Annotated in this window: 19 protein-coding genes; 15 read left to right on the top strand and 4 right to left on the bottom strand. The window is 34.8% G+C overall.

Annotated features, from left to right (window positions below; all coding sequences use genetic code 11):
- Window positions 1-3 precede the first annotated feature (3 nt).
- The 4 genes from B4N66_RS11080 to B4N66_RS11065 form a co-directional block, all read right to left on the bottom strand.
- The gene (locus B4N66_RS11080; protein ID WP_291094808.1) at window positions 4-138 is read right to left on the bottom strand and encodes a hypothetical protein; all 135 of its coding nucleotides are present in this window, start codon (window positions 136-138) and stop codon (window positions 4-6) included.
- Between the two features lie 35 nt (window positions 139-173).
- Window positions 174-863 (bottom strand): ABC transporter ATP-binding protein, encoded by a 690-nt coding sequence (locus B4N66_RS11075; protein ID WP_291094807.1) that lies wholly within the window; start codon window positions 861-863, stop codon window positions 174-176.
- A gap of 73 nt (window positions 864-936) precedes the next feature.
- Window positions 937-1,770 carry an O-methyltransferase gene (locus tag B4N66_RS11070; RefSeq protein ID WP_291094805.1) on the bottom strand — a complete coding sequence of 278 codons (834 nt, stop codon included), beginning with the start codon at window positions 1,768-1,770 and terminating at the stop codon, window positions 937-939.
- Between the two features lie 60 nt (window positions 1,771-1,830).
- Window positions 1,831-3,690: an ABC-F family ATP-binding cassette domain-containing protein gene (locus B4N66_RS11065; RefSeq protein WP_291094804.1), complete on the bottom strand. Its 1,860-nt coding sequence runs from the start codon at window positions 3,688-3,690 to the stop codon at window positions 1,831-1,833.
- Window positions 3,691-3,955: 265 nt separating this feature from the next.
- Between B4N66_RS11065 and B4N66_RS11060 the strand changes: the two genes are divergently transcribed.
- The 15 genes from B4N66_RS11060 (at window position 3,956) to B4N66_RS10990 (ending at window position 13,287) form a co-directional block, all read left to right on the top strand.
- Complete coding sequence (locus B4N66_RS11060; RefSeq protein WP_291094803.1) at window positions 3,956-4,177, top strand: hypothetical protein; 222 nt, start codon at window positions 3,956-3,958, stop codon at window positions 4,175-4,177.
- Window positions 4,174-4,476: a type II toxin-antitoxin system RelE/ParE family toxin gene (locus tag B4N66_RS11055; RefSeq protein WP_291094802.1), complete on the top strand. Its 303-nt coding sequence runs from the start codon at window positions 4,174-4,176 to the stop codon at window positions 4,474-4,476. Before B4N66_RS11060 ends, B4N66_RS11055 begins: the two co-directional genes overlap by 4 nt.
- Window positions 4,477-4,496: 20 nt before the next feature.
- Window positions 4,497-4,721 carry a hypothetical protein gene (locus B4N66_RS11050; protein ID WP_291094800.1) on the top strand — a complete coding sequence of 75 codons (225 nt, stop codon included), beginning with the start codon at window positions 4,497-4,499 and terminating at the stop codon, window positions 4,719-4,721.
- Window positions 4,718-5,023: a type II toxin-antitoxin system RelE/ParE family toxin gene (locus B4N66_RS11045; protein ID WP_291094798.1), complete on the top strand. Its 306-nt coding sequence runs from the start codon at window positions 4,718-4,720 to the stop codon at window positions 5,021-5,023. Before B4N66_RS11050 ends, B4N66_RS11045 begins: the two co-directional genes overlap by 4 nt.
- Window positions 5,024-5,032: 9 nt before the next feature.
- Window positions 5,033-6,202, top strand: a complete 1,170-nt coding sequence (locus B4N66_RS11040) for a glycosyltransferase family 2 protein (protein WP_291094796.1) — start codon at window positions 5,033-5,035, stop codon at window positions 6,200-6,202.
- Between the two features lie 141 nt (window positions 6,203-6,343).
- On the top strand, window positions 6,344-7,711 hold the full coding sequence (locus B4N66_RS11035) for a dihydrolipoamide acetyltransferase family protein (protein WP_291094794.1): 1,368 nt from the start codon (window positions 6,344-6,346) through the stop codon (window positions 7,709-7,711).
- Between the two features lie 294 nt (window positions 7,712-8,005).
- A complete protein-coding gene (locus B4N66_RS11030) occupies window positions 8,006-8,782 on the top strand; it encodes a 3'-5' exonuclease (protein ID WP_291094792.1) in 777 nt (258 codons plus the stop codon).
- A gap of 37 nt (window positions 8,783-8,819) precedes the next feature.
- Window positions 8,820-9,431, top strand: coding sequence for a fumarylacetoacetate hydrolase family protein (locus B4N66_RS11025; protein WP_291094790.1), 612 nt, complete (start codon window positions 8,820-8,822; stop codon window positions 9,429-9,431).
- A gap of 4 nt (window positions 9,432-9,435) precedes the next feature.
- On the top strand, window positions 9,436-9,780 hold the full coding sequence (locus tag B4N66_RS11020) for an Hpt domain-containing protein (RefSeq protein WP_291094788.1): 345 nt from the start codon (window positions 9,436-9,438) through the stop codon (window positions 9,778-9,780).
- Between the two features lie 230 nt (window positions 9,781-10,010).
- Complete coding sequence (locus tag B4N66_RS11015; protein ID WP_291094785.1) at window positions 10,011-11,258, top strand: CinA family nicotinamide mononucleotide deamidase-related protein; 1,248 nt, start codon at window positions 10,011-10,013, stop codon at window positions 11,256-11,258.
- Window positions 11,259-11,332: 74 nt separating this feature from the next.
- A complete protein-coding gene (gene rpmB / locus B4N66_RS11010) occupies window positions 11,333-11,569 on the top strand; it encodes a 50S ribosomal protein L28 (protein ID WP_112087259.1) in 237 nt (78 codons plus the stop codon).
- Between the two features lie 26 nt (window positions 11,570-11,595).
- Window positions 11,596-11,778, top strand: coding sequence for a 50S ribosomal protein L33 (gene rpmG / locus B4N66_RS11005; RefSeq protein ID WP_112087260.1), 183 nt, complete (start codon window positions 11,596-11,598; stop codon window positions 11,776-11,778).
- Between the two features lie 8 nt (window positions 11,779-11,786).
- Window positions 11,787-11,939 carry a DUF4295 domain-containing protein gene (locus B4N66_RS11000; RefSeq protein ID WP_112087261.1) on the top strand — a complete coding sequence of 51 codons (153 nt, stop codon included), beginning with the start codon at window positions 11,787-11,789 and terminating at the stop codon, window positions 11,937-11,939.
- A 101-nt stretch (window positions 11,940-12,040) separates the two neighbouring features.
- Window positions 12,041-12,994, top strand: a complete 954-nt coding sequence (ftsY, locus tag B4N66_RS10995) for a signal recognition particle-docking protein FtsY (protein ID WP_291094781.1) — start codon at window positions 12,041-12,043, stop codon at window positions 12,992-12,994.
- Window positions 12,994-13,287, top strand: a complete 294-nt coding sequence (locus B4N66_RS10990) for a hypothetical protein (RefSeq protein ID WP_248434780.1) — start codon at window positions 12,994-12,996, stop codon at window positions 13,285-13,287. Before ftsY ends, B4N66_RS10990 begins: the two co-directional genes overlap by 1 nt.
- The last annotated feature ends 14 nt before the right edge of the window (window positions 13,288-13,301 follow it).

The following is a 13,301-nucleotide window of genomic DNA, read 5'->3' as shown; positions in this document are numbered from 1 at the left end:
AGATTATTTTTTCTTTTTGGAATAATAATTGGTTTTGAAGCTTCGATTTCTTCGATTTCCTCTTTGTTTGTTAGCCATTCTTGTGACAATAATAACGGCCACAAAAAGAATAATCATGACGATAATAAGGGTTTTCATATTTGTAAAACTTATAGAACAAAGTTACAAATTGTTTATTTTATCCGCTCGTCTTTCTCAATAATTCCGTCTCGCAAACGAATAATTCGGTGTGCATAGGCTGCAATTTCTTCTTCGTGCGTTACTAAAATTACAGTGTTTCCGTTTTTATGAATTTCGCCAAACAAAGCCATGATTTCTTCGGATGTTTTGGAATCTAAATTTCCGGTTGGCTCATCCGCCAAAATTATAGAAGGTTTGTTTACCAATGCTCTTCCAACTGCCACACGTTGACGTTGACCACCCGAAAGTTCGTTGGGTTTATGATCCATTCTATCGGCTAATCCCACTTGCGTGAGCACTTCTGTTGCTCGTACATTTCGTTCCGATTTTGAGTAACCAGCGTAAACCATTGGTAAAGCTACATTGTCCAAAGCAGTCGTTCTCGGCATTAAATTGAACGTTTGAAATACGAATCCAATTTCTTTATTTCTGATTTCGGCTAACTCATCATCGTGCATTTGACTTACGTCTTTTCCATTCAAAATATACGTTCCGGATGTTGGCGTATCCAAACAACCCAAAAGGTTCATCAAAGTTGATTTTCCTGATCCCGACGGACCCATCAAAGCCACATATTCACCTTTATTAATTTCTAAATCGATACCTTTTAGAACATAAATGGTTTCACTTCCTAAAATAAAATTTCGTTTTAGATCGGTTATTTTGATTAATGGATTTGCCATAGTTAATTGAGAATTTAGAAATCGGATATTGTAATTTTCTTATAAGTAGAAAAAAAACGGACTTTGTTACAAATTAAATCCTAATTCGTTCAAAAATATACGAACTGATGTTTTTATTTGGATTGATGATGAAATGTTCTTTCTCTTGTTCTTTTCTGAAAAAAACGATTCCCCATTGAAAAGTATCAATCGTAACGGTCACTTTTGAATGGTTTTTAATTATTTCCCAAGCTTCTTCCATATCTTTTGACCAATGAATATCATCAAAAATCCAAACCGAATTGTTTGAAATGGTTGGTAATAAAAGTTCAAAGTAGGTTAAAGTTGCTTTTTTAGAATGATTTCCGTCAAAGTAAATTAGTTGCGGGTTGCGAGTTGCGGGTTGAAGGTTTTTGAGGTAATTTGAAAATTCGGTATTTATAAATTCAATGTTTTCGTGATTCAACTTGAAACTTGAAACTTGAAACTTATTTTTTGCTATTGATAATGTGTTTGGACATCCTTCTAACGTAATTATTTTCGAATTTTTACTTCCTAATGAAAGAGCAATTGTAGCCAATCCCAACGAAGTTCCGATTTCTAAAATACTTTCCGGTTGAAAATAGTTCGTAATTCTAAATAACAATTCCGCTCTTTTTGGAGAAATTCCGGCATTTTTTGCAATAGCAGAAATTTTTCTTTGATTGGATTTAAAAACTCTTGAACCGGCACCAAAATCGGTTACTTCAATCGTATTTTTATTTTCTAAAAGAGATTTTCGGTATTCTTTTAAAATGGAATATTCAGGATATTTAGTTTTATCATAAAAACATTTTGTCACCAAATCAAATACAAATGGAGAGTGAACTCCGTGTTGGTTTTTGGAGTTCCATAGGAAATTAAGGTATGATTTTATAATTTGGATCATTTCTCGCAAAGTCGCAAAGACGCAGTTTTTCTTGGCGACTCTGCGTCTTTGCGAGCTAAATTACTCAATTTTCGAAGAAAGTTCAAACCACCGTTCTTCCTTTTCTTCCAATTTCTTTATAATCACTTGCAACTCATTCGCTTTTTTCTCAATAGCATCATCAGTTACTTTACCATCAGCAAATAATTGTTCGATTTGTTTTTTCTCAAATTCCAAATCTTTGATTTCACGTTCAATTTTTTGAAATTCTTTTTGTTCGTTAAACGATAAATTTCCGACCGGATTATTTTGTTTCCACGCTTTTTTATCGGCTTTGTTTTCTTCTTTTAAAGCCACATCAGCACTGTCTTCATACGCTCTAAAATCGGAATAATTACCCGGAAAATCTTCAATTTCACCTTCGCCTCTAAATACAAATAAGTGATCTACAATTTTATCCATAAAATAACGATCGTGGGAAACCACTAACAAACATCCGGGAAAATCTAATAAAAAGCTTTCCAAAACATTCAACGTTACAATATCTAAATCATTCGTAGGCTCATCCAAAATCAAAAAGTTCGGATTCTGAATCAAAACCGTACATAAATACAAGCGTTTCAATTCGCCACCACTTAATTTTTCTACAAAATCATATTGCTTTTTTGCATCAAAGAGAAAACGTTCCAGCAATTGCGAAGCCGAAATAATTTTCCCTTTCGTGAGCGGAATATATTCACCGTACTCCTTAATAATATCAATTACTTTCTGACCGGGTTTTGGGTTGATGCCGCTTTGCGTATAATAACCTACTTTAATCGTTTCACCAATCACAACTTTTCCGGCATCGGGCGACATCGTTTTGGTCAAAATATTCAAAAAAGTCGATTTTCCTGTTCCGTTTTTTCCGATAATTCCAATGCGTTCGCCACGCTGAAAATCATACGAAAAATTGTCAAGAATCACTCTGTCTTTGAATTTTTTATACAGTTTATGAAGCTCAATAATCTTGCTTCCCATTCTTTCCATATTGATTTCCAATTCCACCACATTTTCTTTTCGGCGACTTTCGGCTTTTTCCTTAATCACATAAAAATCATCCTGACGAGATTTCGATTTGGTCGTTCTCGCTTTCGGTTGGCGACGCATCCACGCCAATTCTTTCACAAAAAGATTCTGAGCTTTGTCGATACTCGCATTTTCAGAAGCGATTCTCTCTTCCTTTTTTTGCAAATAATACGAGTAGTTTCCTTTATATTGATATAATTTTCCGTTGTCCAATTCGATGATTTCATTGCAAACACGTTCCAAAAAGAAACGGTCGTGCGTTACCATAAACAACGTGATATTTTCTTTGGCAAAATAACTTTCCAACCATTCAATCATCTCTAAATCCAAGTGGTTAGTTGGCTCATCCAAAATCAATAAATCCGGACGGTTAATCAAAATTATCGCTAACGAAAGTCGCTTTTTTTGTCCACCCGAAAGACTTTTGACTTTCAATTTAAAATCTTCCAACTTCAATTTAAACAAAATTTGCTTGAATTGCGTTTCAAAATCCCACGCATTGTGCTGGTCCATCAAATCAAACGCTTTTTGATACGCTTCTTCATTTTCAGGGTTTTCCAACGCTTTTTCATATTGCTCAATCACTTTCAGCGTTTCATTATCACTGGCAAAAATGCTTTCTTCGATCGTCAATTCATCTTGCAATTCATTTTTTTGCGATAAAAAAGCCATTCGGATATTTTTTCGAACCACCACTTGACCCGTATCCGGTTCGTCAAAACCATTAATAATGTTCATAATGGTCGTTTTACCCGAACCATTTTTGGCAATAAAAGCAATTTTCTGGTCTTTGTTAATACCAAACGAAATGTTGTCAAACAACACGCGTTCGCCGAAGGATTTAGATATATTTTCTACTGAAAGATAGTTCATTTTTTAAATTTAGAATTCTGAAATTAGAATTTAGAAGTGCAAAAGTAATGCTTTATTTTTTCTGAAACGAATGGCTTGGTCTTTATCGGTTATTCATGTTCCCGCTTTTCATTGCAATCTGTCATTGCGAGGGACTAAACAATCTCCGAAACAAAATTTGAAGTCGCAATGCCAGGATTTCCATTGCAATCGGGGTTAGAAGGGAAATGTAATTGGGTTTTGCATTTCAAAAAAAATCCTTATATTTATTCTTTAATTTAATGTTATGAGCAAAAAGAACCCAAGCCACGAAAAAAAAGACATGAACAAAGTTGAAGAACCAATTACTGATTATAATTTAGATACAAAAGTCGTTCAAGAAGAAGAATTGCATCCAATTTTAGTTAAACTTCTGGAAAAATCGATTCAAGAAGCTAATGAAGGAAAATTAATTCCTCACGAAGAAGCGATGAGAAGAATAAAGGAAAGATATCCATTTCTAAAATGAGTTATCAAATAGATTGGACTTTTTCTGCACTAAATTCATATTATGAAGAAATTGAGTTCATTTACTTAAAATGGAATCAAAAAGAAGTTTTGAAATTTGAGAAATTAGTGGAAAAGGAATTAGAAAGACTTTCTAAAAATCCAACTTTAGGAAAAATAAATTTTAAAAATAATTACTCATTTATAATTTCAAAACAAACAACTTTACTTTATAGAATTAATGATAAAGCTAAATCAATTGAACTTCTTTTATTTTGGAACAATTCAAAAAATCCGGAAAATTTAAGTAAATTACTTTAATCAAAATCAAACGCCATATTATGCCAAAAAAATCAAACCCGAGCAACGAAAACAAACACATCAACAAAGTTGAAGAACCAATTATTGAATATAATGTAGAGAAAAATGTTGTTCAAGAAGAAGAATTGCATCCAATTTTGATTAAACTTTTGGAAAAATCGATTCAAGATTCTAAAGAAGGAAAAGGTATTTCGCACGAAGAAATGCAAAAAAGAATTAAGCTAAAATATCCTTTTTTGAAATGACATATAAGATAATTTGGCAGCCAAATTCTGAAATATCTTATTATGATGAAATCGATTTTATTTTCCGTAAATGGAACCATAAAGAGGTTCAAAAATTTCAGGATTTAGTATTCGAAAACTTGAACAGACTTTCAGAAAATCCATTAATTGGAAATTATGATAGTTCAAAAAAAATTTATACAATAATTATTTCTAAGCAAACTAAGCTTTTTTATAGTATTGATATGAAAAATAAAGTAATTGATTTGCTTTTATTTTGGAACAATCTAAAAAATCCGGAAGATTTAAATAAGTTGCTGTAAATTTGCCCTATGCAACTATCCGTCATCATCCTTAATTATAACGTTCGCTATTTTCTCGAACAATGTGTGCTCAGTGTGCAAGCCGCTTTGCAACATATTGACGGCGAAATAATTGTGATAGACAATAATTCATCCGACGATAGTTGTCAAATGATGAAAACCCGTTTTCCTCATATCAAACTCATTGAAAACAAAGAAAACACCGGTTTCCCAAAAGGAAATAACATTGGAGTCGCCGAAGCAAAAGGTGAATACCTCTGCATTCTCAATCCCGATACGGTTGTGGCAGAAGATACTTTCACAAAACTTCTGAACTCGCAACCCGCAACCCGCAACCCGCAACTCGGAATAATCGGTTGCAAACTCATCGACGGAACCGGAAATTTCCTCCCCGAAAGTAAACGTGGCATTCCAACACCTTGGGTGGCGTTTACAAAAATCTTTGGGTTGTATAAAATTTTTCCGAAAGTTCGACTTTTCAACCAATATTATGCTCAACATCTAACCGAAAGTCAATCCGGAAATACCGAAATTTTAGTAGGAGCGTTTATGCTAATGCAACGTAATTTATACAATGAAGTAGGCGGATTCGACGAAAATTGTTTTATGTATTCCGACGATATCGACTTGAGTTATACGGTTTTGAAAAAAGGAAAAATCAATTTTTATTTTGCCGAAACTACCGTCATTCATTACAAAGGTGAAAGTACAGTAAAAGACGGAACGTATATGAAACGTTTTCAAGAAGCAATGGATTATTTTTATTCCAAACATTTCAAAAAATCAGCCTTTTTTAGTGTTTTTATGAAAGTCGGGAGTTTCTTTTTTGCTTTTTTAAAGAAAAATAAAACAGCAATTTCTAATAGAAAAATCGACAATTATATTTTAATTTCTGAAAATGAGTTATTAAAAGAAAAACTCGAAAAATTGTTAGGAAAAAATGTAAAACGACTTTCAACTTCTTTTAAAAATGAATTACCTTCGCTTTTAAAAGGAATAAATTCAAACATTGAAATAGTTTTTGATCAGAACGATTTAACTTTTTCAACCATCATTTCCGCAATGGAATTGTATAAAAATGAAAAAGTAACATTCAAAATCATTCCCAATCAATGTGATTTTATGATTGGAAGCAACAGCAGTAACGACAGAGGAGAAGTTGTGATGATTAAAGATTGATGAATTTTGATTTTTGAAGTTTTAGAAGCTCTGTGGAATTTTTAATCCGTGTTAAATAAAATTATTGATAATTGCAAAAACCAATCCTTTTTTTAGTAATTTCGCAAACTGAAACAAAAAATAAACCGTTAGGTTAAAGATATGGCAAAATTTGAATTAAAATTGCCCAAAATGGGAGAAAGCGTTGCCGAAGCAACAATTACCAATTGGCTTAAAAAAGTTGGAGAAAAAATCGAAGCCGATGAAGCGGTCTTGGAAATCGCTACCGATAAAGTAGATAGCGAAGTTCCATCTGAAGTTTCAGGAACGCTAACCGAAATTCTTTTCAACGTTGACGATGTCGTTAAAGTGGGTCAAACCATCGCAATCATCGACACCGAAGGTGGAAGTGCTCCCGCAGAAAAACCTAATGAAGAAATTGCTCCAGCCATCGTTGAACTTGAAAAATCCATCGAAGTAGCACAAGAAGTTGTTCATTCTGCTACTCCGGTAGAGGTTGATTTTTCTACTTCAGAAAAATTCTTTTCACCATTAGTCAAAAATATTGCTAAAGAAGAAGGTGTTTCCATCTCCGAATTAGAAAAAATAAACGGTTCCGGCAAAGAAGGTCGTGTGACCAAAGATGATATTTTGTCTTACGTAAAAGACAGAGCAAACAAGCCTGCCGTTGCAGAAACTCCAAAAGCAGCTCAGGTTGTTGCAGAAACTCCAAAAACTGAAGTAAAAGTTGAAGTTCCAAAAGCAGAAACTCCAAAAGCAGAATCAACTCCAGAGAAAAAAATCCCTGTTTCCGTAAACGGTCAAGATGAAATCATCGAAATGGATCGTATGCGAAAACTGATTTCCGGATATATGACCACTTCCAAACAAACATCGGCTCACGTACAGTCGTTTATTGAAGTGGATGTAACTAATATCGTGAATTGGAGAAATAAAGTAAAAGATGCTTTTGAAAAAAGAGAAGGTGAGAAGCTAACGTTTACACCAATATTTATGGAAGCTGTGGCAAAAGCCATCAAAGACTTCCCGATGATCAACATTTCTGTAGAAGGTGATTACATCATCAAAAAGAAAAACATCAATTTAGGAATGGCCGCTGCATTACCAAACGGAAACTTAATTGTTCCCGTTATCAAAAATGCAGATATGCTTAACTTAGTCGGATTAACAAAAACTGTTAACGATTTAGCCAACCGTGCTCGAAATAATCAATTAAAACCAGACGAAATTCAAGGAGGAACTTACACAGTGACCAATGTGGGAACTTTCGGAAGCGTTTTCGGAACACCAATTATTAATCAACCGCAAGTAGCCATTTTAGCATTAGGAGCCATCAGAAAAGTTCCTGCTGTTATCGAAGCTCCAACCGGAGATTACATCGGAATTCGCCACAAAATGTTCTTATCGCACAGTTATGATCATAGAGTGGTAGATGGTTCATTAGGCGGACAATTCGTAAAACGAGTAGCTGATTATCTTGAAGGTTTCAGCGAAAACAGAGAATTCTAAAATTAAAAATTATTATAATTTCAACCCTTTCAGTCATCAAAAACTGAAAGGGTTTTTTGTTTTCAAATTTCAAAAATTTAGCCACGAATTACACGAATTTCCACAAATTAATTCGTGCCAATCCGTGTAATTCGTGGTAAAAATATCCGTAAACAGACTTTAGTCTGCAAAAATCAAATTATCTGCTTTTGTCCAAAAGAGTTTACTTTAAAACCTTAAAATACTACTAAAAAAACCACTTTCATCGTTAAAAGGTTATTTCAAACTCTTATCTTTGTTATCTAAAATTTTAAAATGGAACTCAAATTAAATCGTCCAATTTGCTTTTTCGACCTCGAAACAACCGGAGTAGATGTGGCAAAAGACCGAATTGTGGAAATCTCAATCTTCAAAGTTTATCCAAACGGAAATAAAGAAAGTAAAACGTGGTTGGTAAATCCGGAAATGAAAATCCCGTTTTTATCCACACAAGTTCACGGAATTACAGATGAAAAAGTAGCCAATGAACCCACTTTCAAAGAACTTTCCGGTCAGGTTTACAATATGATTAAAGATTCAGATTTAGCCGGATTTAATTCAGACCGATTTGATATTCCATTATTAGCCGAAGAATTATTGCGTGCCGGAGTAGATTTTGACATGAAAAACAGAGTTTCAGTTGATGTGCAAACCATTTTTCATAAAATGGAAGAACGAACATTGAGTGCGGCTTTCAAATTCTATTGCGGACAATCACTTGAAAATGCTCACTCCGCCGAAGCCGATACAATGGCAACGTACGAAATACTCAAAGCTCAACTAGAACGTTATCCCGAATTAGAAAACGATATGAAATCGCTCTCCGAATTCACAACCCGAAAAAAATCCGTCGATTTTGCCGGATTTATTGCGTTGAATGACAAAGGTGAAGAAATCTTTTCCTTCGGAAAACACAAAGGCGTTTTAGTCGAAAAAGTGCTAGAAGAAGAACCAGGCTATTTCGGTTGGATTCAAAATGCTGATTTTCCTTTATACACCAAAAAAGTCCTAACCGCCATCAAACTCAGAAAATTAAACAATAAATTAACTTAGATTCTCAGCAACTCAGCAACTCAGCAACTCAAAAAAAATGAAAATAATCTGCATCGGAAGAAATTACACCAAACACATCGAAGAACTCCAAAACGAGCGACCCGATGAACCGGTCGTTTTTCTAAAACCCGACAGTGCGGTTTTGCTAAAACAACACCCGTTTGTGATTCCCGAATTTAGCGACGACATTCACCACGAAGTCGAAATTTTAGTCAGAATCAACAAAGTTGGCAAATACATCGATGCCAAATTTGCTCCAAATTATTATGACGAAATCGGTCTCGGAATCGATTTTACCGCACGCGATTTGCAAGCAAAACTAAAAGAAAAAGGTTTGCCATGGGAAAAAGCCAAGGCTTTTGACGGTTCAGCGGTTATTGGTAGCTTTTTATCGAAAAAAGATTTCAGTTCCACAGAAAATATTAATTTTGAGCTGAAATCCAACGGAAATACCGTTCAAAAGGGGAATACCAGCCATATGTTGTGGAAAATTGACGAACTTATAGCCTATGTTTCTCAATACTTTACACTCAAAATTGGCGACATTATTTTTACCGGAACACCCGAGGGTGTGGCAAAAGTAAAACCGAACGACATCCTCGAAGGATTTATAGAAGACAAAAAACTATTCCGAATTCAAGTAAAATAAAAAAATGGCATTAAACTATAACTTAGCCAAAGTCTATGCACTTTCAGACAACGATCCCGAGTTCGTTCTCCAAATAATTACCCTTTTTGTGAGCGAAATTCCGGAGGATTTAAAGTTTGTGAAACAAGGCATCGAAGAAAAAGACCACAAATTGGCCTACAGCTATGCACACAAAATAAAACCCACGCTTGATTTATTGGGAATGAATGTGGCCTACGAAGAAATTCTTCAAGTAGAAGCTTGGACAAAACGCGAAGGAAAACGCAAAGAAATAAAAGAGATTTTCAAAAGTATCGAAGATCAAGTAGAAAAAGCCGTAAAAGAAATCAATAAAGATTTCGAATTATAAGAAGCTATTCCGGCTATCCGCTTCAACTCCTCGGTCTTCAAGCTATTTTTCTAATGCTTTATTCTAGCTTCCGTTGGTCGCCCCAAAAAGCAAAGAAAAATTAGCTTTCAGCCCTGTGGGGTTTCCGCTACTATCCGGGCTAGGGAATTCTGCTTCAAATGAACTAATTTCACACCATCCAAAAATCCAACAATCGATAAATCGAACAATCCAACAATCGAACCATCCAATTGAAAGCAACCATCATCACTATTGGCGACGAAATTCTCATCGGACAAATCACCGATACCAATTCCGGTTTCATTGCCAAAGCATTGAACAAAATCGGGGTAGAAGTACACGAAATGATTTCCATCAGTGATGATAAAACGCATATTCTAGAAACCTTCACCAAAGTGCAAAACCTAGTCGATTTTGTCATTATTACCGGCGGTTTAGGACCAACAAAAGACGACATCACCAAAATCACTTTTTGCGATTATTTCGAAGACACTTTACAACGAAATCAAGCCGTTGAAAATCACATCGTAGAATTATTTACAAAAATGAATTTTGTGGTTTCGCAAGTCAATCGCGACCAAGCGTTGGTTCCATCCAAATGCATCGTTTTGCAAAACAACTTCGGAACCGCTCCCGGAATGTGGATGCAAAAAGAAAATACCGTTTTTGTTTCGTTACCCGGTGTTCCCTATGAAATGAAAGCTATCGTAACCGACGAATTAATTCCCAAAATAGTAAACGAATATAAGCGACCATACATTTTACACAAAACCATTTTGACCTACGGTCAAGGCGAAAGCATCGTTGCAGAACGCATCGAAGAATGGGAAAATAATTTACCACCATTTGTAAAATTAGCCTATTTACCAAGTCCGGGACGCGTGCGTTTGCGACTATCTGCTCGTGGTTTAGACGAACAGTTTTTAAAAACCACAATAAGCGAATTAGTTGCTCAATTGCAAGAAATCATCAACGACATCATTGTTGGATTTGAAGAAGACGAAAGCATAGAATTCGTTTTAGGGAAATCATTAACCCAAAAGAAATTAACCCTTTCCACAGCTGAAAGTTGCACGGGAGGAAAAATAGCAGAAACAATTTCAGCAATTGCAGGTTCATCTTCCTATTTTCGTGGAGGAGTTGTAACTTATGCAACAGATACAAAAGTTTCTATACTAAAAGTAAATCAATCAACCATTGATAACTATTCGGTTGTGAGCAAAGAAGTAGCCGAAGAAATGGCTCTGGGAGCTCAGAAATTGCTTCAAACCGATTTTGCCATAGCAACCACAGGAAATGCCGGTCCAACCAAAGGCGATGCCGATGCAACGGTTGGAACAGTTTGTTTTGCGATTGCTACACCAAAAGGAGTTTTTTCAGAAGAGTTTAATTTTGGTCAACCGCGTCAAAAAGTGATAGACAGAGCAGTAAATAAAGGGCTTGAGCTGCTTTTAAAAGAAATTTTAAAAAACTACTAAAATTTGTTTGTGTAATACATTAGTTTTTTGTTTCTTTGCACCCTGATTTTGAATAACGATAAAAGATAAGCATAATGTCAAGAGTTTGTGACCTTACAGGTAAAAGAGCGATGGTAGGAAACAATGTTTCTCACGCGATGAACAAAACTAAGAGAAAGTTTTCTGTAAACTTAGTTAAAAAACGTTTCTATCTTGCTGAAGAAGACAGATGGATTTCGCTTAGAGTAGCAGCGTCTACTATTAAAACAATTAATAAAAAAGGGTTAGCCGCTGTATTGAAAGATGCAAAAGCTAAAGGATTTATTTCTTAATTCCACCTTATTAAATATACAGAAAAATGGCAAAGAAAGGCAATAGAATCCAAGTAATTTTAGAGTGTACAGAGCACAAAACTTCAGGTGTACCTGGAACGTCTCGTTATATCACAACTAAAAACAAAAAAAATACTCCAGATAGATTAGAGATTAAAAAATTTAATCCAATCTTGAAAAAAGTAACTGTTCATAAAGAAATTAAATAAGATAAGAAATGGCAAAGAAAACCGTAGCAACGTTACAAACAGCGTCAAAAAGATTAACTAAAGCCATTAAAATGGTAAAATCTCCAAAAACCGGAGCTTATACTTTTGTTGAATCTGTAATGGCTCCTGAACTAGTAGACAATTTCTTAACTAAGAAATAATTTACTTTACCGTATTATAGTTAAAGCTACTTTCATTGAGAGTAGCTTTTTTATTTTATCTTTGTACCCATAATATAGTATCAAAAATAATAAACCAGAATATGAGTTTTTTCAAACGAATATTTTCATCCGAAAAAAAAGAAACGTTAGACAAAGGTTTAGAACAAACCAAAACCTCTTTTTTTGCTAAGTTAACCAAAGCCGTTGCCGGAAAATCAACTGTTGACGAAGACGTTTTGGATAATTTAGAAGAAGTATTAGTTTCTTCTGATGTGGGTGTAAAAACCACATTAAAAATCATTGACCGAATCGAGGAACGTGTTGCCAAAGATAAATACCTTGGAACAGAAGAACTCAACAAAATTCTTCGCGAGGAAATTGCCGGACTTTTATCTGAAACTAATACAGGCGAAGCAACCGAATTTGATATTCCGGCCAACAAAAAACCGTATGTAATTATGGTTGTGGGTGTAAATGGTGTTGGTAAAACAACCACCATCGGAAAATTAGCGTATCAATTTAAAAAATCCGGACATAAAGTTGTTTTAGGTGCTGGCGATACTTTTAGAGCGGCTGCGATTGATCAATTGCAAATTTGGGCTGATCGAGTAGGTGTGCCAATCGTAAAACAACAAATGGGAAGTGATCCTGCATCCGTAGCGTTTGATACATTGCAAAGTGCCGTAACGCAAGGTGCCGATGTTGTGATTATTGATACTGCGGGCCGACTTCATAATAAAGTTAATTTGATGAACGAGCTAACCAAAGTAAAACGCGTAATGCAAAAAGTCGTTGGCGATGCTCCTCACGATGTATTGTTGGTTTTAGATGGATCAACCGGACAAAACGCATTCGAACAAGCCAGAGAGTTTACAGCCGCCACAGAAGTTTCTTGTTTAGCCGTAACCAAATTAGACGGAACTGCAAAAGGTGGTGTGGTCATCGGAATTTCAGATCAGTTTCAAATACCTGTAAAATATATCGGAGTTGGAGAAGGAATCGAAGACTTACAAGTTTTCAATAAATATGAATTTGTAGATTCGTTTTTTAAATAATGGAAGAACCAAAAGTTTTTAATAAATACCTTGTATCCTTAACCAAAATTGTTTCGGTTTACTGCTTCTTTTTTGTACTTCTTAAATCAATAGCCATTTTTCGTGGTGCTTGGATGATTCCAAATATTATCTTAGCAATCCCATTCATTTGTATGGGAATTTTGACGGCTTACACAGTTCTTTATAAAAAATATTCTTGGATTATCACAATCATTACAGTTGTGCTTATCATTGCAGTTCGTTATTATGAAGTAGATTTGGTTTATTTTTTGCAGAATAAGTACGGGAGTTAATCATTCTACGCAAT

It is taken from the genome of Flavobacterium sp. UBA2787, from assembly GCA_002352205.1.
In the GTDB taxonomy this organism is placed as follows: domain Bacteria; phylum Bacteroidota; class Bacteroidia; order Flavobacteriales; family Flavobacteriaceae; genus Flavobacterium.
This window is presented reverse-complemented; position numbering and strand designations above follow the sequence as displayed.